This is a genomic window from Pseudoalteromonas sp. MEBiC 03607 (assembly GCF_004792295.1).
Classification (GTDB): Bacteria; Pseudomonadota; Gammaproteobacteria; order Enterobacterales; family Alteromonadaceae; genus Pseudoalteromonas; species Pseudoalteromonas lipolytica_C.
Window position 1 is genome coordinate 1279511 of the sequence record NZ_SRRY01000001.1, and the last position, 17692, is coordinate 1297202.

Below are 17692 nucleotides of genomic sequence, written 5' to 3' on the forward strand. Positions count from 1 at the left end.
AAATGGATATTACCGAATTATTGGCCTTTAGTGTGCAACACAAAGCCTCGGATTTACACTTATCATCAGGCGTATCACCTATGATACGCGTTGATGGCGATGTACGTCGTATTAATATTCCAGCATTAGAACAAAAAGATGTAAATAGTCTGGTATACGATATTATGAACGATAATCAGCGTAAGGACTACGAACAAAATCTCGAAGTGGATTTTTCTTTCGAAGTACCTAATCTTGCGCGTTTTCGTGTTAATGCATTCAACTCAAACCGTGGCCCGGCTGCGGTGTTTCGTACTATCCCTAGTGATGTACTGACTCTAGATGATTTAGGTGCACCGGATATTTTTAAAACCATTGCAGATAACCCTCGTGGTCTCGTGTTGGTGACAGGGCCTACCGGCTCCGGTAAATCAACGACACTGGCAGCAATGGTCGATTACATCAATCAGAACAAGCACCATCATATTTTGACGATTGAAGATCCAATCGAATTCGTACATGAGAATAAATTGAGCTTGATTAACCAGCGTGAAGTTCATCGTGATACGCATAGCTTTTCGAATGCGCTTAGAAGTGCGTTGCGTGAAGACCCTGATGTTATCTTAGTTGGTGAGCTGCGTGACCTTGAAACAATTCGCCTCGCGATGACTGCAGCAGAAACCGGTCACTTAGTGTTTGGTACTTTGCATACTACCTCTGCACCAAAAACTATCGACCGTATCATCGACGTATTCCCAGGTGAAGAAAAAGACATGGTGCGATCAATGCTATCTGAATCATTACGTGCCGTAATCTCGCAAACATTACTTAAAAAAGTCGGTGGTGGTCGAGTTGCTGCTCATGAGATTATGATCGGTATTCCTGCAATTCGTAACTTGATCCGTGAAGACAAGATTGCGCAAATGTACTCATCGATTCAGACAGGTGCTTCGCATGGTATGCAAACGATGGATCAATGTTTAGCAAGCTTAGTTAACTTCGGTATCATTACAACCAATGATGCACGTGCGAAAGCGCAAGATAAAACTCAATTTGGTGGCTAACGGAGTTACTTAAGATGTCTTTACCTTTAAATCACTTTTTACAAGTTATGATCGATAAAAAAGCGTCTGACTTATTTGTTTCGAGCCAATTACCAGTGAGTGCAAAAATCAATGGTGAGCTTGTACATCTTACTGATGAGAAGCTCTCTGATGAAAGCTCTCTGGCTTTAGTTGAGTCTGCGATGAGCGATAAGCAGCGCCAAGAATTTCATGACACTAAAGAGTGTAATTTTGCTATAGCGACAGATGAAGGGCGTTTCCGTGTTTCTGCTTTTTGGCAGCGAGATCGTGCCGGTATGGTTATTCGTCGTATCGTGACGAAAATACCGGACGTTAATGAGCTTGGTCTGCCGTCAACACTGACCGATGTGATCATGGCAAAGCGTGGTTTAGTATTGTTTGTGGGTGGTACAGGTACCGGTAAATCAACGTCATTAGCAGCGCTTCTGGGTTATCGTAACCGCAATCAGCGAGGTCATATTTTAACGATTGAAGACCCGATTGAATTTGTTCATGAACATCGTAAAAGTATCATCACCCAACGTGAAGTTGGTTTAGATACAGAAAGCTTTGAATCCGCTCTGAAAAGTTCACTGCGTCAAGCACCCGATGTTATCTTGATTGGTGAGATACGCTCCCAAGAAACCATGGAATATGCCCTAAGCTTTGCCGAAACCGGTCATTTGTGTGTAGCAACACTGCACGCCAACAACGCCAACCAAGCCATTGACCGTATCATGCACTTAGTACCAAAAGAGAAGCACGATAAATTAAAGTACGACTTAGCACTAAACTTACGTGCCATTGTTGCCCAGCAGTTGATACCTACAGCCGATGGTGAGGGCCGTGTTGCAGCTATCGAAATTCTGCTTAACTCACCGATGGTGGCTGAGCTTATCAAACGTGGTGATATTGGCTCTATCAAAGAAACCATGGCGAAATCGAAAGAAATGGGCATGCAAACCTTTGACCAAGCGTTATTTGAGCTTTATAAACAGCGTCGAATTAATTACGCTGATGCGCTTCATCATGCCGACTCACCAAACGACTTGCGCTTGATGATCAAATTGCAAAATAATGAGCAAAAAGGTGCTGGTTTCTTACAAGGTGTTACCATCGACGGCCTTGACGAGAAGAGCGATATATAATGTTTTCGCGGATAATTATAGCTGCCTTTATACTGCTGGTAACTGCCTTTGAGGCGTCTAGTAATGTTGTTGAAGATGTTGTTATTTTTATCCGCGATGATGTTTATGACGATTACAGTCGCTTCTTAAATGGTCGTAAACCTATTGAAGTAAAAGACTTTAGTGGAGCTTACATCCGCCGTGATGTAGTTGATATGATCATTGCTCAACAAGCGTTGAGCTTAGGTGGTTTCAATAAATCATTTCGCTATCACAAAGGTAATGCTAATTACCGTAACACCAAGCTTTTAGAAGATGGCCAGTTATTACTTAGCTTGATAGTGTGTGGTCAGTAGATGCAAAGCAGCTTGCTGAGTCTGTGTATATTTCAGATCCCGTGATCCGTATTGGTGAATATTTTGCTGGTATATTCACGTCCCCAAACAATAAAAAAGCACTGCAATTAAAGCAGTTTGCTGACTTTAAGCAATTAACTGCGGTTTCAACACCTCGTTGGCAAACTGACTGGCAAACGTTATCGGCTCTACCGCTCAAAGAGCTGCTCAGAGAAGATGAGTGGCTTGGGCAAGTCCGCACGGTATCGATGCAGTGGGTTGATTTTATGATGATGCCTTTAATGCCAAGTCTCAATAATCGTTACAGTTTGGAAAATATTGAACTGGTTGCAGTACCTAACGTGGTATTGCAATTAAATGATAGCCGTCACTTTATTATTTCGAAAAAGCATCCAGACGGAAAAGCCGCCTTTGCAGCAATTCAAAAAGGCTTACAGCAGCTTCGTAATAGCAGCGCTATTGAAAAAGCCTACCGAGAGGCAGGCTTTATTCCAGATTTAAACGACTATACCGTGATTAACAAAGCGCGTTAGTCGCCATAAGATTGCTCAAAAAAACTTTCTAAGATGATCACCGCAGACATATTATCAACGTTACCTTTACCAAGGTTACGGTAACCACCTTGTTCGAATAAACGCGCTTTGGCATCTGCGGTTGTTAGTCGTTCGTCTTGAGTTTCAACCGGGATAGCAAAGTGATTATGCAAACGGTTTGCAAACTTCTTGGCTTTAAAAGTGACTTCTTGATTGCTGCCATCCATATTAAGCGGTAAACCAACTACCATTAGATCTGGTTGCCAGTCATCTACTTGCTTTTTTATTTGCTGCCAATCAGGAATACCGTCTTTGGCTTTCACTGCTTGAAGGCTTGAGGCTGTGCCGGTTAGCTCTTGGCCTATGGCGATACCAATACTTTTGGTGCCAAAATCAAAGCCCATAACGGTGCGCTCACCTACGGGCTTAAATGTTCTTTTTGTCATAGTTTCAATAATTCATTTATGTTAGGCATGGCCGGCTTCAGAGCTTAGCTGACTTACATCAAACCCCAACATGGATACCGCTTTTTCCCAGCGCTTTTCAACAGGGGTGTTGAAGATGATATCTGGATCTGCTTTTATGATAAGCCATGAATTTTCTAGCAGCTCTTGCTCAAGTTGACCCTGCTCCCAACCTGCATAACCTAAAGTAATAATAAATTGTTCAGGTGCTTCATTAGTGGTTAAGCTTGCCAGCACATCTTTTGAAGTGGTGATCATAATATCACTGCTAAGCTTTTGGCTTGATGAATAGCCATGCTTAGGAGAATGTAACACAAAGCCGCGGTCTGTTTTTACGGGGCCGCCAGCATAAACAGCAAGCCCTGCGGCTTGCTTATTTTTGTCGTTATCAATCTCGATTTTATCGAGTAATTCACCCACAGTAATATTAATAGGCTGATTAATAACCAGCCCCATAGCACCCTCTTGATTGTGCTCACAAATATAAGTGACAGCACGTTTAAAAAAAGGGTCTTGCATGCTTGGCATCGCGATTAAGAAATGATTCTCTAATGACTGCATAGGTCGCCCCTTTTGTTGTTTAGATTAAGTATGGCTCAGTTTGCTCTCAATGGCATCAAATAACTTACCAGTGATAGAAATGTCGTACGCGGCTTCAATTTCTTTTACACAAGTCGGCGCAGTGACGTTGATTTCAGTTAAGCGGTCACCAATGATGTCTAAGCCCACAAAAATAAGGCCTTTTTCTTTTAACGTTGGTGCGACTGCTTCGGCGATTTTGCGATCTGATTCGCTAATAGGGCGAGCTTCACCACGGCCACCTGCTGCTAGATTACCGCGCGTTTCACCATTTTGTGGAATTCGTGCTAGGCAGTAAGGCATGACTTCACCATCAACGACAAGGACACGTTTATCGCCTTGTTTGATTTCAGGAATATAGTTTTGTGCCATTGCAAAGCGGCTACCATGCTCGGTTAATGTTTCGCAAATTACACCAATATTGGCATCATCTTCTTTAACACGAAAGATAGAGGCACCGCCCATACCATCAAGTGGTTTTAGTATGATGTCTTTATGCTCAGCTAAAAATGCGCGAATATCTGCTTGGCTTCGCGTTACTAATGTATCTGGTGTATGTTCACTAAACCAAGCGGTGAACAGTTTTTCGTTTGCATCACGCAAACTTTGCGGTTTGTTAATAACTAATGTGCCAGCTTGTTCTGCGCGCTCTAAAATATAGGTTGCGTAAATATATTCAGTATCAAAAGGTGGATCTTTACGCATTAAGATCACGTCTAAATCAGCAAGGGCAACGGTGGCTTTTTCTTCTAATTCGTACCAATGATTTACATCGTCAAATACACGGGCTTTGGCAGCTGTTGCATAGCCTTGACCTTGACGCAGTGACAGGTCGTCCATTTCCATGTAATAAAGTTCGTAGCCACGTTTTTGTGCTTCCATCATCATTGCGAAGCCAGTGTCTTTTTTTATGTTAAAGCCACTAATTGGATCAGAGATTATGCCTAACTTAATTGCCATATTTTTGCCTTAGAATCGAAGTGCCATACTGTATTTAGTAACTTTGATATATGGGTATTTTTACCATTTTCAATTGGCTAAGTCGCCAAACTGTAATTGCAATGCGCTTAAAACAGTCAGTGCGGCTGTTTCTGTTCGAAGTACGCGTGGGCCTAAGCGAATATCAACGAAGGCTTGTTGCTTTGCAATGTTAATTTCTTCATCAGTAAAACCGCCTTCAGGGCCAACTAAAAAGCGCACACCTTCGCTAGGCACTTCAATGGTTTTAATACTATGCTCAGCACGAGGGTGTAGGGTAAGTTTAATTGCTTCGCTAGCTTGTTCTAACCACACTTTTATATCGATAGGTGGATGCACAACAGGCACGAAGTTACGGCCAGATTGCTCAGCTGCAGCAATTGCAATTTTTTGCCATTGTTGGTGTTTTTTCTGCAGTCTGTCGCCACTCAGTTTTACACCACAGCGTTGACTAAAAATAGGGGTAATTTCAGTGATACCTAACTCCACCGATTTTTGAATGGTGAAATCCATTTTATCGCCACGAGAGATGCCTTGGCCCAAGTGAATTTTAAGTGGTGATTCAACGTCGTGATCGATAAACTCTTGCGGCTCAACAACGACTGTTTTTTTACTGACCTCGATGATTTCGCTGAGGTATTCACCGCCTTCGCCATTAAAAATAGATACTTTATCTCCGACTTGCATACGTAACACTCGGCCAACATGACCTGCTGCATCATCATCAAGTGCTACAGGAGTGTTTAAAGAAATCGCTGAAGGTTGGTAAATATGAGGTACTCGCATGGCTGTCACTTATCAATAATTTTAGCAATATGGTAAGTATACAGCGGTTTAGGTGCAATTATTTATTTGTTATTTAAGGTCGTCTTTTGCACTTAAGACGTGAGCGGTGGTTTCGGCAATCTCAGATTGGCAAGAAAGGTGGTTAATATGAGCAGCATCAGGGCAGGGGGTAAAGCTAAAACCTTGCTCGTCTTGTTGAACTAAGTACCTTATCTTGTGTAATGAATTATAAATAAACTTTTGTGCATCATCAGCCAGTTGGTAATCAGTTAGATTAATGAGTACTCCCTGTATTGTGTGATGCTCGTGCAAATAGCTGGCTAGCTCAGAAACGCTTATTTCATTGCTAAAATCGCAGTAGCAATAATCTTTAATTAGTTCATCGAACATCAGCTTGACCATTTGTCGGCTATTAGCACCAGCCACAACAAGTGTAGAGCTTTCAGCTTTAGCAAAATAATGCTCAGCGAATGCTCGACTAAACTCATTGTCGATATCGACTAATAAAAAATTATTAATTTTATTTGGCATAAAGCCCCACGATTCAAACACTTCTGATCAAATTGAAAACATACTAATTAGTAAATAGCCTATAGCACCAAAAACGGCAAATTCGATACACGCAATTCCAATATTATCTTGGTGATCAACTTCCAGAGATGTATCAATATTGGGTAAGGAAATATATTTAATAATGTAGCTCAAAACATACAATAACACCCACATAGCACCACAATGTGATACTAAAGTGAATAAATTTTCTACCATCTTACCACTAATAAAGGATGCACTGGAAAGACCAGCGTAGCCAGAAAGTGCTAGGCCGATCGATTTCCCGGCATAACGTATGCCGATAGATGTGTTTTCTAAATTAAAGTTACTTTGCAGCGATGCCCCTTGGTTGGCTTTTGCAAAGCGGTACTCGCGGATCTTAGTATCAAGAGCAAACATGCCTTGTATAACAAAAAAGCTAACGGTAGCAATAAGTAAACTACTAAAACCTTGCGTATGCGACCAATTGTATAAACCAAGACAAATGATACAGTTAGCTATCAGCATACCTGAATCAACCAGTGCAGCGCAGACATTCTGTTTTAAAATAGCCGCTTCTTCGTTAAAGCGATATAAAATCCATTTTCGGTGTATTAAATGACCAATCTTAATGAAAGAAAATAATAAAAAAATGAGTATCAATACTTTCAAAGGGTTTGATTGAGCCGCGCTTAGACTTATTTCATCAAAGATGTAAGCAATGGTAGCAATGACAACTAAGATCTCACTGGCAAAGCTTATTCCCATAGCAAAATTATCATGTTGCGCCAGTTCTTCTTTAAGGGCTTGTTTTGCCTTTATTTGCGTTAGGATACGCAGCAGTACTATGGTGATACAAATAACCGCAAAACTAATAGCAATCGCGACTAAACTAGTGTTAGATAATGATAAATATGACATGCAGATCCCTGCTAAATAAATCTTTGATAATCATTCTAGTACGGTTATTGGCAAGTTAAAAGAGAGTATTTAATGAGTAATTCGTATCCGCTTCCAACGTCAGTTCAACAGTTAGGCCAAACCCGCTTTACTAGCTTATACCCTGATCAAGATGTCGACGAAAATATCGCTAAGTTATTATCATTAAGTGATTTTGCTTGGCACTGCTTACAATCACAGCCGGCTTTGAGAACATGGTTACTTGATGAAACAGAATGTGCTAACCGCGTGGTAGAGTCGCCATTAAGTAACAGTGACCTAAGTGAACTTGACGATTCAGCAGCAATGGCAAAATTGCGTTTATATCGTGAAAAATATTGGTTGAAAGTTGCGTATCTAGATTTGTGTTGTGCAAACCCAATTGCTGACAGCATTGCTTATATCTCTGAGCTGGCAAACCAGCTTATTGACAGCGCAAATCAATGGGCTTTTGCGCAAGTTGCTAAAGTAAGCGGCACTCCAGTCGATGCTGACGGAAATGCCATCCCTATGTTGGTTCTTGGTATGGGAAAGTTAGGAGGAAGAGAGCTTAACTATTCATCGGATATCGATCTCATTTTTTCTTATCCACGAGATGTTGCAACACAAGGTGGTCGTCGTTCAGTTGAAGCTCAAGTTTTTTATACCAAGGTAGCGCAAAAGTTAATTATGGCGCTTAACCAGACAACAGTGAACGGCCAGGTTTTTCGAGTAGATATGCGTTTGCGGCCTTTTGGCGAAAGTGGTCCATTGGTGATGAGCTTCCATGCTATGGAAGATTATTATCAAGAACAAGGTCGAGAGTGGGAACGCTATGCCATGCTCAAAGGGCGTTTAATTGGTACTGAGAATCGCTATTGGAGTGAGTTTTACGAACTGTTAAGGCCGTTTGTTTACAGGCGTTATATTGATTTTTCAGTGATTGAGTCACTTAGAAAAATGAAGCATATGATTGCTCAAGAAGTACGTCGTAAACGTTTAACCAATAACATAAAACTCGGTGCAGGTGGTATTCGTGAAGTGGAGTTTGTAGTGCAAGCTCTGCAAATGGTGCGTGGTGGTCGAGAAGCAAACTTGCAAACGCAGTCATTACTGTTGGCTCTAAAAGAGCTGGTTAATAATCAAGTTATGACATCCACGGAAGCGCAATTGTTAAAACAGAACTACCTAGAATTACGCCGTGTAGAGCAGTATTTGCAAATTTTTGCTGATAAACAAACTCAGACACTACCTGATGATGAGCTTAATCAGCAGCGCCTTTGTTATTTACTTAATAAGGCTGATTTTAGCCACTGCTTAGCTGCAATCGAGCAGGTGATGGCTGAAGTGCATAATGAGTTTGAGCAAGTCATTGGCTTTGAAAGTGAGAGCGCAGATCCCTGTGAAAGTGAGTATATTAGCGCGTGGGAGATGACAGATGTTAGTTTGATGTGCGAGCCTAACCTTGACTGGCAAGCGGCGCTTGAAGACTTTAAAGCGCGCTTAACGAAGGCGAAAATAGGCACGCGCGGCAGAGATATTCTCGACAAATTAATGCCACTGTTGCTTAAACAGCTTACTGTTGCCAAGGCAAGTGGCGAAGCATTTAACATGATAAGCCAAGTGCTGAATAAAATTATTTCTCGAACCGCTTACCTTGAGCTGTTATATGAAAATCCAGGCGCATTAAATCAACTAGTTGCACTTTGCTGTCATAGTAAATGGATTGGTGAACATATTTCGCGTTACCCAATCTTACTCGATGAGCTGATTGATCCTCAGGTGCTCTATAAACCGACGCCTTTATCTGCTTACAAAGATGAAATTAGGCAGTATTTCTTGCGTATAGAGCATGGCGATTTAGAGCTGCAAATGGAAGCACTTCGTCAGTTTAAACAAACGCATCAGTTACGCATTGCTGCCGCCGATGCAACCGGTGTGCTTAGTGTGATGAAGGTTAGCGATCACCTTACTGCGCTTGCTGAGGCTATTGTAGAGCAAGCTGTCAATATTGCCTGGCATGCTTGTGTTGAGCGCTTTGGTCGGCCAGCCAATACTTCTGATCAAGAAAAGGGCTTTGCAGTTATTGCATATGGTAAAACGGGTGGCTTTGAAGTTGGCTACGATTCAGATCTTGATCTGGTATTTGTGCATAATCACGATGGCAGTAGTTATACCGACGGTGATAAATCAATTGATTCACGTCAGTTTTATTTAAAGCTCGCGCAGCGACTAATGCACTTATTCAACACGCGAACAGCGTCTGGCATTTTGTATGAACTTGATACCCGTTTACGTCCCGAAGGGGCATCGGGCTTACTGGCTATTAATTTAGAAAGTTATTATCACTACCAGCAAACTCAAGCATGGACGTGGGAACACCAAGCTTTAGTCCGTTCACGCATGATTTATGGGCAAGTTTCATTACACGAGCGCTTTACTGCGATCCGTAAAGATGTGTTGTGCCAAGCACGTGATACAGAAAAGCTGAAAAAAGAGGTCATCGAGATGCGCGAAAAAATGCGCACTCACCTAGCGAAAGGGAATGATGAACTATTTGATTTAAAACAAGATAGAGGTGGTATCACAGATATTGAGTTTATCACTCAATATCTGGTGCTGAATAATGCGATGCAGCATCCAGAGCTAACCACTTGGTCTGATAACGTGCGCATTTTAGCTGATGCTGCACGTTTAGGTTGTATCACAGAGCAAATGCAGCAGGAATTGGTCGAGGCATATATTACCTATCGCTCACGCTATCATGTAATGAGTTTAGATCAGCAAGGTCGTTGTGCGCCACGTGCTGAGTTAACTCAGCACATCGACTTAGTAAGTCTGGCGTGGCAAGAGGTGTTTTAGATATTAGCTAGCTTTTTAAGCGGCGGCAGTTCTCTCGCACATAAGCAGAGGGGAGCTCAGTGATAACAGCAGCTCTTTGCTTAAAACAAAAGAAGGTATAAACCTCATTTTCGAAGTCGTCATTGATGGCACGGCCAACCTGATACAGTGTTGAAACAAAATTACTATCAACACGAAAATGATCTTTAACGACATAGTCTTTACTTAAATACCAATAAAGTACAATGTCTTCATTACGGGCATAATCAGAGAGCACGTCTTTTAACGTATTACCATTTTCAAAGCGGCGCGGTTGAATATCGCCGGTCCAGTTTGGTGACGATGGTTCAACTACTTTTTCGCGCTCAAATAGTGCAACATCTAAACTTGTTGCAGGTGTTGGTAACTTGAGAACGTATTTATCACGTTCGTTATCTTTGCTGTTTACTTGGTTACGTAACGCAGAATAAAAGCGAGACAACCCCTGAGCAGCGGCATTTTTTGTTTCTTTCATATCAAATACCGGACCGCTACCGAATAAAAAGTAGATTGCAGCAGCAATTAAAATAAAAGCTAATGATAAATGCTTAACCCAGAACCACATTTCTAATACTCTTGTTGTTTATTACCTTAATAAAAACATACTAATTAAAAATTGTCACTCTACTTGTAATAAGAAGGTGCGTTCTTATCAGGGCGCGTTTTAAAACGTCGATGTAACCACATGTATTGCTCTGGGGCATTATCTATGGCTTGTTCCATTCGTTGATTGACACGTGTTACATCTTTTAGATCATCGCCACTTGGGAAATCGTGCAAAATAGGCAGTACTTCTAAATGGTAGCGACCTTGTTCATCACGTCGGCTGGTTAGGCTGACAGTTTCGCAGTTTTTGCTATTAGCGAAAAGCAAAGTCCCTGTTGTTGTTGCTGTCTCTTTTACTGCATAAAAAGGCGCAAACTCACAGCGATTACGGCCATAATCTTGATCAGGAAGGTAATAGCACACTTTTTTATTTTTAAGTGCTTTTAGTAAACCCTTTACATCTCGCTTGCCAATTAAGTATTCGTTTGAGCGTAAGCGCCCATTCGTCGTAAAGTATTCCATCAAAGGATTATTATGAGGGCGATAAAAACCAATGCCTTGGTGTTTTAAACCCATGACACGGCTTGCCATTTCTAAATGCAGAATATGCGGTACAAGTAACAATACCCCTTTTCCTGATTGCTGGATTTGCTCAAAGTATTCTAGGCCCTTAATGGAGCCATATACTTTTTTTACACGCCACTCGGGCCACCACCAAGCCATGCCAGTTTCCATCATGGCAATACCGGTGTTTTCCATATTTTTACGAACTAATTCGCGCTGTTCATGTTCTGGCATATCAGGAAAACATAAACGAATGTTGACCTCAGCGATATGGCGACGGCGTTTCATAAAGCGATGCACTAAACGGCCAAGTAGTTTACCTAGTGCAAGTTGTAATTTGTGTGGTAACCAAGAGATAAGATATAAAAAGAACACGCCAATCCAAGTTAACCAGTAACGTGGGCCTAAAAAAGACGCTTTAAACGGAGATGAACTAACCACAAAAAAATCTCTAAAAATAAAAAAGCTAGTTTAACTGTATGTCTTTAAAAATACAAAAAGCCAGCGCTAGGCTGGCTTTAATTTAAGGACTCAATTAGAAGAAATGATTAGATTTCTTTTAAACCTTGATTAATTGCAATAAGGTCTTCGCTAGTTAGGGTACCGGCAGCTTGTTTCAAGCGTAGTGTAGAAACAACATAACGGTAACGAACATTCGCTAAGTTACTTTTTGCGTTATACAGGTTTTGTGTGCTGATCAATACGTCAACGATAGTACGTGTACCAACTTCAAAGCCTGCTTCAGTAGCTTTAAGCGCACTTTCTGCAGAAACAACAGCTTGTTGAAGTGCTTTGTAAGTTGCGATGTCAGAGACCACTTGATTATATGACGTGATCACTGAGCGTGTCACTGCACGTAGGCTTGCTTCTAAGTCTTCGCTTGCTGCAACATAGTAAGCGCGAGCTTGATCTGTTGCTGCTGTCGTTGCTCCACCTGAGTAAATAGGTAAGCTGAAGTTAACACCCACTTTTGCACTGTCTTCACGTGGTTGATGTGAATTACTGTTTAAATCTGTCAGGCTGTCACCATAAGACGCGTTCAAAGTTAGCTTAGGATAGTGACCTGCTTTTGCTAAATCGATTTGGTCTTTTGCAATATCAACCGTTACTTTAGACACTTGCAGGTTTAAGTTGTTGTCTTCGGCAATTTTTATAAAGTCAGTTGATTGTTTATTAGGTGCAACCGTCGAAAAGGTTTCTGTATTTAATACATCTAACTTAGCGTGGTATTTACCCGTGATTTCACGAAGTTGCTCACGTGCTGTTTCAACACTATTTTTAGCCACAATTTCTTGTGCTACTGAGTTATCGAACTGAGCTTGTGCTTCATGAACGTCAGTGATCGCAGTTAAACCTACCGCATAACGCTCTTTAGTTTGTTGTAACTGACGTTCGATAGCACGTTTTTCTGCTTGTACGAACTCAAGGTTATCAATGGCGCTTAATACATTGAAATAACCTTCAGCAACACGAACGATTAGGTCTTGGCGTGCAAAGTCATACTGTGCAGTTGCTTGTAATGCTTGTTTTTCTGCAATACCAAGTGAGTTCCATGCACCTAAATCGAACAATGTTTGACTTAAGCTAAGGCCACGACTGAAAACGTCAGGGTCATAATCATAACCAGCATAGCCTGTAGCATCATTACCATCGTATAGGTCCGACTTAGTTTTTTCATAGCCAAGGCTTAAGCCAATTTGTGGTAATAGTGCACTTAACGCGCGATCGCTCTCATAGGCTTGCGCATCTGCTTGGGCTTTTGCTTTAAGTACGGTAGGATCGTTTGCGGTTGCGATCTCGTAAACTTGAAGTAGGTCTTCAGCGTTACTTGCTGTTGCAGTCAATGCGCTAGAAAAACCAATCAGCGCAGCGAGTAATGTTTTTTTCATTTTTTGTTCAGTCCTTAGACAATTTCGTACTGCCAACATGGTACTCTTTTTTAATGAATAACCAAAAAAAAATTACGTAAATCTACATGTCCAAGTGTAACAGAATATAATTGACGATAAATTTTACGTAATACTTACAGGAAATAGTGAATGAAAATATCAGCAATCTCACAATTTAGCCATGACGACATAGAGTTAAAGCCAATTGAGCGAGTTTATGATGGTTTTTTTAAAATTAATGTGTATCGCTTTCATCATGCGCTGTTTGCTGGTGGTAAATCGGTGGAGATTAAGCGTGAAATTTTAGAGCGTGGCCATGCTGTAGCTGTACTTCCTTATGACCCTGTTACTGATCAAGTGTTGCTTATTGAGCAAATCAGGATTGGTGCAATGGCATCAAAGCAGTCTCCTTGGTTACTTGAGTGTATCGCTGGCATGGCTGATGGTAGTACTGACTACGAAGAGGTTGCCAAGCGAGAAGCGTTTGAAGAAGCGGGCATTGAACTTAATGAGCTCGAATTTATGATGTCGTATCTTTCAAGCCCTGGTGGTACGACTGAGCGTTTGTACTTATATTTGGCGCGCACTGACTTATCTGGGTATCAAGGTGGCCTTTTTGGTCTAGATAATGAAGATGAAGATATCAAAACCCATGTAATGTCATATCAAGAGGCCATGCTACGTTTAGAGCAAGGCGAAATTGATAACGCTGCAACTGTGATCTCATTACAGTGGTTAGCACTTAATAAGCAACGTATACTGTCTGATTGGAACAATAAATAGGGGATTATTTTGGCCTACGTCACTGCCGAACAGCGCTATATTCAAAGTTTACCCAAGTACTTAACATTGTGTGAACACAACTATGCGCGTGCACTAAAATTATTGCCACGTGAGCGTTTGGTAGGGCAGGAGCGAAAAGTTCAGTTAGGTCAGAGCACTTTTGTGATAAAAGTGGACGATACGGCTAAATACACCACCGATATCTCTATTAATCAAGAAACTGGACAATTGAGTTCATTACAGCCTCTATATCTAACGGTCCGTATGTATCATGATGCGAAAGTGGCTGAAATCATTCATCATGATTTTCATCAACGTATCAAGCCCTCATACGCGTACCCGAATCCGAGTATGCACCAAAAAGATGAAAAGTATCAGCTTAATGCCTTTTTGTATGACTGGTTGGTTGCCTGTGTTGAAAATGGCCGAGCAGTTTTAAATTGGGATGTAAATAATGGCTTGGTTTAGTGACCGCTATCATTTTGATAAAACAGCACTGAAAGTTGCCCATATCACTGATTGCCACTTATCAAAAGACACAACGGGTGAATACTTTAACGTGAATACGGCTGCGTATTTTGCGCGCTGTTTACATGCCATTGCTGAGCTAGATGCTGATTGTGTGGTGTTTGGTGGCGACTTAACACAAGATCACAGCAGCGAGTCTTATCAACTTTTTGCTAAATTAATTACAGATTCAGCGCTCAGCTGCCCGGTATTTTGGTTGCCTGGCAATCATGATGAACTCGCTGAATATGAAAAGCTTACAAGCCCGCAAATTTTAAACAGTAAACGCATTACGTTTTTAGGTGGGCAACTGCTTTTAGCAAACTCAAAAGGTCCGACGCCAGCAGGTTGGGTAACACACACGCATTTGAATGAATTAAGCCAAGCAATAGGGCAAGTTCCAAGCGTGGTGTTTTGTCATCATAATCCGTTGCCAATTCAAGCTTATTTAGATAAACATATGCTAGAAAATGGCCCACAGTTTTTAAACATGTGTGTTAATAGTGAGCAGTGTATTGGTGTGTTTCATGGCCATGTGCATCATGAATACACGCAAACTTACCGAGATCTTAGCGTGTTTGCTACACCAGCCAGCTCGATACAATTTACCAAGCACACGATGGCATGGCAGCAAGACGATTTAGGCCCCGCATTTCGTGTCATCAACTTAAATGTTGATGCACAACAAAAATTGCAGTTAAGCACGGATGTAGTATGGCTAAACGGGTAATTTATATTCATGGCTTTAATAGTTCTGAACAGTCTTACAAAGCCGTGCGCTTTGGTGAACATATGGCGCAATTCAATGTTGATTATCAGGTGCCGCGATTAACCCATGAGCCATTACATGCAATTATACAATTAGAACAATTGCTAAATGATGATACTGTATTACTAGGTAGTTCATTAGGCGGTTTTTATGCGACCTATCTGTCGCAACGTTATTCGATACCTGCGGTGGTGATTAACCCTGCGGTTCGCCCATTTGAGTTACTCGATAACTATTTAGGGCCAAATTATAACCCGTATCAAGATAGTCATTACGAACTTGGTACTCGTCACATGGATGCATTGCGCAGTTTATATTTGCCGCAATTAGACACTCCTTCATTGCTTTATTTGCTACAGCAAACGGGCGATGAAGTACTGCCTTTTCAGCAGGCGGTTAACTATTATTCTCAGTGTAAGCAACACGTTGAATTTGGAGGCGATCATAGTTTTATCGGCTTCGAACAAACCTTTGCAAGTATTGTAGATTTTCTTAAAATCACGTAAAACATAGCTAAGCGCATAAAAGATATAAAAACTATGAGTCAGCAAAATTATAACGCCGAAGCAATTGAAGTCTTAAACGGGTTAGAGCCCGTAAAACGCCGCCCAGGTATGTATACCGACACGGTTCGTCCTAACCACTTAGGTCAAGAGGTTATCGATAACAGTGTCGACGAAGCAATGGCAGGTCATGCAACAAAAATTGATGTTATTCTTCATGAAGATAACTCACTTGAAGTTATTGATGATGGCCGTGGTATGCCAATTGATATTCACCCAGAAGAAGGTATTCCGGGTGTGGAACTTATTTTTACCAAGCTACATGCCGGTGGTAAGTTCTCAAATAAAAACTATCAGTTTTCGGGGGGTCTACACGGGGTAGGTATTTCGGTTGTAAATGCGCTATCGACTCGTGTTGAAGTAACCGTGCGCCGTGATGCACAGCAATTTCGTATGGCTTTTGAGAACGGTGACAAGGTTGAAGACCTTAACGTCATTGGTACTGTGGGTAAGCGTAATACAGGTACAACTGTGCGTTTTTGGCCTGATGCCAGCTATTTTGACTCAGCTAACTTCTCTATTACTAAGCTTAATCATTTGCTAAAAGCCAAAGCAGTATTATGCCCAGGCCTGCGTATTAAGTTTACCAATAAGCAAACCAAAGAAAGCCAAGAGTGGTATTACGAAACAGGTTTAAAAGATTACTTAAATGAAGCTGTTAAAGGTTTTGAAGTACTGCCAAAAGACCCATTTATAGGTGAATTTTCTAGCTCTACAGAAGGCGCTGATTGGGCTGTGGTTTGGTTACCTGAAGGCGGTGAGTCAATCGCTGAAAGTTATGTAAACTTAATCCCAACTGCCCAAGGTGGTACACACGTCAATGGCTTACGCCAAGGCTTACTTGAAGCAATGCGTGAATTCTGTGAATTCAGAAACCTATTACCGCGTGGCGTAAAGCTAACTCCTGATGATATCTGGGAGCGCTGTAGCTATGTGTTGTCGGTAAAAATGCAAGACCCACAGTTCGCTGGTCAAACCAAAGAAAAGCTATCTTCACGTTCATGTGCAGCGTTTGTTTCTGGTGTAGTAAAAGATTCATTTAGCTTATGGCTAAACGAGCACACAGAAACGGCAGAATTATTAGCTGAGCTATGTATCTCAAATGCACAGCGCCGTTTACGTGCCGCCAAAAAAGTTGTGCGTAAGCGCATTACTTCTGGCCCTGCATTACCAGGTAAATTAACCGATTGTAGCGCGCAAGATAATGACCGCACTGAACTGTTTTTAGTAGAGGGTGACTCTGCGGGTGGTTCAGCAAAACAAGCGCGTGACCGTGAATTCCAAGCAATCATGCCGCTGCGCGGTAAAATCTTAAATACCTGGGAAGTGGAGTCGGGTCAGATTTTAGCGTCGCAAGAGGTACATGATATCTCTGTGGCACTAGGTATAGACCCAGATTCGAGTGATTTATCTGGTTTGCGTTATAACAAAATTTGTATCTTGGCCGATGCTGACTCGGATGGATTACACATTGCGACTCTATTGTGTGCTTTGTTCGTACGTCATTTCCCTGCACTTATTAAAGAAGGTCACGTGTATGTAGCAATGCCGCCATTATTCCGTATCGACATTGGTAAAGAGGTGTATTATGCCCTTGATGAAGATGAAAAGAACGGCATTTTAGCGCGCATTGAGGCCGAGAAGAAACGTGGTAAGGTCAATGTTCAACGCTTTAAAGGGTTGGGTGAAATGAACCCACTACAATTACGTGAAACCACTATGGATCCAAATACGCGTCGTCTAGTGCAATTAACGCTGGACGAAGAGGAGCAAACGATGGAGATGATGGATATGTTACTTGCAAAGAAACGTTCATCAGACCGTCGCCAGTGGTTAGAAGATCACGGTAACCGCGCACAAGTTTAGTTAAGGTAGT

19 protein-coding genes are annotated in these 17692 nt (G+C 41.6%); 10 read left to right on the top strand and 9 right to left on the bottom strand.

Annotated elements, in window-relative coordinates:
- Nucleotides 1–2 precede the first annotated feature (2 nt).
- From E5N72_RS05840 to E5N72_RS05850, 4 genes are read left to right on the top strand one after another with little or no spacing between them, the layout of a single operon-like run.
- Nucleotides 3–1043, top strand: coding sequence for a type IV pilus twitching motility protein PilT (locus tag E5N72_RS05840; RefSeq protein ID WP_135923609.1), 1041 nt, complete (start codon nucleotides 3–5; stop codon nucleotides 1041–1043).
- A 14-nt stretch (nucleotides 1044–1057) separates the two neighbouring features.
- A complete protein-coding gene (locus E5N72_RS05845) occupies nucleotides 1058–2191 on the top strand; it encodes a PilT/PilU family type 4a pilus ATPase (protein ID WP_135923610.1) in 1134 nt (377 codons plus the stop codon).
- On the top strand, nucleotides 2191–2526 hold the full coding sequence (locus E5N72_RS20705; protein WP_240704501.1) for a hypothetical protein: 336 nt from the start codon (nucleotides 2191–2193) through the stop codon (nucleotides 2524–2526). Before E5N72_RS05845 ends, E5N72_RS20705 begins: the two co-directional genes overlap by 1 nt.
- A complete protein-coding gene (locus E5N72_RS05850; RefSeq protein WP_240704502.1) occupies nucleotides 2514–3059 on the top strand; it encodes a hypothetical protein in 546 nt (181 codons plus the stop codon). Before E5N72_RS20705 ends, E5N72_RS05850 begins: the two co-directional genes overlap by 13 nt.
- On the opposite strand, the gene ruvX is transcribed toward E5N72_RS05850, so the two are convergent.
- The 6 genes from ruvX to E5N72_RS05880 form a co-directional block, all read right to left on the bottom strand.
- Complete coding sequence (gene ruvX, locus E5N72_RS05855) at nucleotides 3056–3505, bottom strand: Holliday junction resolvase RuvX (protein ID WP_135923611.1); 450 nt, start codon at nucleotides 3503–3505, stop codon at nucleotides 3056–3058. The two genes, E5N72_RS05850 and ruvX, sit on opposite strands and share 4 nt — an antisense overlap.
- A 21-nt stretch (nucleotides 3506–3526) precedes the next feature.
- Complete coding sequence (locus E5N72_RS05860) at nucleotides 3527–4084, bottom strand: YqgE/AlgH family protein (protein ID WP_135923612.1); 558 nt, start codon at nucleotides 4082–4084, stop codon at nucleotides 3527–3529.
- Nucleotides 4085–4108: 24 nt separating this feature from the next.
- Nucleotides 4109–5062, bottom strand: a complete 954-nt coding sequence (gene gshB, locus E5N72_RS05865; RefSeq protein WP_135923613.1) for a glutathione synthase — start codon at nucleotides 5060–5062, stop codon at nucleotides 4109–4111.
- A gap of 69 nt (nucleotides 5063–5131) precedes the next feature.
- The gene (gene rsmE, locus E5N72_RS05870) at nucleotides 5132–5866 is read right to left on the bottom strand and encodes a 16S rRNA (uracil(1498)-N(3))-methyltransferase (protein ID WP_135923614.1); all 735 of its coding nucleotides are present in this window, start codon (nucleotides 5864–5866) and stop codon (nucleotides 5132–5134) included.
- A gap of 69 nt (nucleotides 5867–5935) precedes the next feature.
- Nucleotides 5936–6397 carry a hypothetical protein gene (locus E5N72_RS05875; protein WP_135923615.1) on the bottom strand — a complete coding sequence of 154 codons (462 nt, stop codon included), beginning with the start codon at nucleotides 6395–6397 and terminating at the stop codon, nucleotides 5936–5938.
- Between the two features lie 27 nt (nucleotides 6398–6424).
- A complete protein-coding gene (locus tag E5N72_RS05880; RefSeq protein WP_135923616.1) occupies nucleotides 6425–7318 on the bottom strand; it encodes a hypothetical protein in 894 nt (297 codons plus the stop codon).
- A gap of 72 nt (nucleotides 7319–7390) precedes the next feature.
- On the opposite strand from E5N72_RS05880, the gene glnE reads away from it, so the two are divergent.
- Nucleotides 7391–10177 (top strand): bifunctional [glutamate--ammonia ligase]-adenylyl-L-tyrosine phosphorylase/[glutamate--ammonia-ligase] adenylyltransferase, encoded by a 2787-nt coding sequence (gene glnE, locus E5N72_RS05885; RefSeq protein ID WP_135923617.1) that lies wholly within the window; start codon nucleotides 7391–7393, stop codon nucleotides 10175–10177.
- A gap of 7 nt (nucleotides 10178–10184) precedes the next feature.
- Here glnE and E5N72_RS05890 read toward each other — a convergent pair whose 3' ends face one another.
- The 3 genes from E5N72_RS05890 to tolC form a co-directional block, all read right to left on the bottom strand.
- On the bottom strand, nucleotides 10185–10760 hold the full coding sequence (locus E5N72_RS05890) for a TcpQ domain-containing protein (RefSeq protein WP_135923618.1): 576 nt from the start codon (nucleotides 10758–10760) through the stop codon (nucleotides 10185–10187).
- A 59-nt stretch (nucleotides 10761–10819) separates the two neighbouring features.
- Nucleotides 10820–11746, bottom strand: coding sequence for an LpxL/LpxP family Kdo(2)-lipid IV(A) lauroyl/palmitoleoyl acyltransferase (gene lpxL / locus E5N72_RS05895; protein ID WP_135923619.1), 927 nt, complete (start codon nucleotides 11744–11746; stop codon nucleotides 10820–10822).
- A gap of 107 nt (nucleotides 11747–11853) precedes the next feature.
- Nucleotides 11854–13194, bottom strand: a complete 1341-nt coding sequence (gene tolC, locus E5N72_RS05900; protein ID WP_135923620.1) for an outer membrane channel protein TolC — start codon at nucleotides 13192–13194, stop codon at nucleotides 11854–11856.
- Nucleotides 13195–13344: 150 nt separating this feature from the next.
- Here tolC and E5N72_RS05905 point away from each other — a divergent pair, with 150 nt between their 5' ends.
- From E5N72_RS05905 to parE, 5 genes are read left to right on the top strand one after another with little or no spacing between them, the layout of a single operon-like run.
- Entirely contained in the window at nucleotides 13345–13977 is a 633-nt protein-coding gene (locus tag E5N72_RS05905) for an NUDIX domain-containing protein (protein ID WP_135923621.1), read from the top strand.
- A 9-nt stretch (nucleotides 13978–13986) separates the two neighbouring features.
- A complete protein-coding gene (locus E5N72_RS05910; RefSeq protein WP_135923622.1) occupies nucleotides 13987–14445 on the top strand; it encodes a DUF1249 domain-containing protein in 459 nt (152 codons plus the stop codon).
- Nucleotides 14432–15214, top strand: coding sequence for a metallophosphoesterase (locus E5N72_RS05915; RefSeq protein WP_135923623.1), 783 nt, complete (start codon nucleotides 14432–14434; stop codon nucleotides 15212–15214). The genes E5N72_RS05910 and E5N72_RS05915 overlap by 14 nt, the downstream gene beginning before the upstream one ends.
- Complete coding sequence (locus E5N72_RS05920) at nucleotides 15199–15759, top strand: YqiA/YcfP family alpha/beta fold hydrolase (protein WP_135923624.1); 561 nt, start codon at nucleotides 15199–15201, stop codon at nucleotides 15757–15759. The genes E5N72_RS05915 and E5N72_RS05920 overlap by 16 nt, the downstream gene beginning before the upstream one ends.
- A 33-nt stretch (nucleotides 15760–15792) precedes the next feature.
- Nucleotides 15793–17682 (top strand): DNA topoisomerase IV subunit B, encoded by a 1890-nt coding sequence (parE, locus tag E5N72_RS05925; protein ID WP_135923625.1) that lies wholly within the window; start codon nucleotides 15793–15795, stop codon nucleotides 17680–17682.
- Nucleotides 17683–17692: the final 10 nt, after the last annotated feature.

What these genes read in the sequence shown, in the direction of transcription:
- E5N72_RS05915 (WP_135923623.1), top strand. Translation starts at nt 14,432, where the DNA reads ATGGCTTGGTTTAGTGACCGCTATCATTTTGATAAAACAGCACTGAAA.
- E5N72_RS05890 (WP_135923618.1), bottom strand. Translation starts at nt 10,760, where the DNA reads ATGTGGTTCTGGGTTAAGCATTTATCATTAGCTTTTATTTTAATTGCT.
- E5N72_RS05905 (WP_135923621.1), top strand. Translation starts at nt 13,345, where the DNA reads ATGAAAATATCAGCAATCTCACAATTTAGCCATGACGACATAGAGTTA.
- E5N72_RS05840 (WP_135923609.1), top strand. Translation starts at nt 3, where the DNA reads ATGGATATTACCGAATTATTGGCCTTTAGTGTGCAACACAAAGCCTCG.
- E5N72_RS05920 (WP_135923624.1), top strand. Translation starts at nt 15,199, where the DNA reads ATGGCTAAACGGGTAATTTATATTCATGGCTTTAATAGTTCTGAACAG.
- E5N72_RS05845 (WP_135923610.1), top strand. Translation starts at nt 1,058, where the DNA reads ATGTCTTTACCTTTAAATCACTTTTTACAAGTTATGATCGATAAAAAA.
- tolC (WP_135923620.1), bottom strand. Translation starts at nt 13,194, where the DNA reads ATGAAAAAAACATTACTCGCTGCGCTGATTGGTTTTTCTAGCGCATTG.
- E5N72_RS05875 (WP_135923615.1), bottom strand. Translation starts at nt 6,397, where the DNA reads ATGCCAAATAAAATTAATAATTTTTTATTAGTCGATATCGACAATGAG.
- E5N72_RS05880 (WP_135923616.1), bottom strand. Translation starts at nt 7,318, where the DNA reads ATGTCATATTTATCATTATCTAACACTAGTTTAGTCGCGATTGCTATT.
- E5N72_RS05860 (WP_135923612.1), bottom strand. Translation starts at nt 4,084, where the DNA reads ATGCAGTCATTAGAGAATCATTTCTTAATCGCGATGCCAAGCATGCAA.
- parE (WP_135923625.1), top strand. Translation starts at nt 15,793, where the DNA reads ATGAGTCAGCAAAATTATAACGCCGAAGCAATTGAAGTCTTAAACGGG.
- gshB (WP_135923613.1), bottom strand. Translation starts at nt 5,062, where the DNA reads ATGGCAATTAAGTTAGGCATAATCTCTGATCCAATTAGTGGCTTTAAC.
- glnE (WP_135923617.1), top strand. Translation starts at nt 7,391, where the DNA reads ATGAGTAATTCGTATCCGCTTCCAACGTCAGTTCAACAGTTAGGCCAA.
- ruvX (WP_135923611.1), bottom strand. Translation starts at nt 3,505, where the DNA reads ATGACAAAAAGAACATTTAAGCCCGTAGGTGAGCGCACCGTTATGGGC.
- rsmE (WP_135923614.1), bottom strand. Translation starts at nt 5,866, where the DNA reads ATGCGAGTACCTCATATTTACCAACCTTCAGCGATTTCTTTAAACACT.
- E5N72_RS20705 (WP_240704501.1), top strand. Translation starts at nt 2,191, where the DNA reads ATGTTTTCGCGGATAATTATAGCTGCCTTTATACTGCTGGTAACTGCC.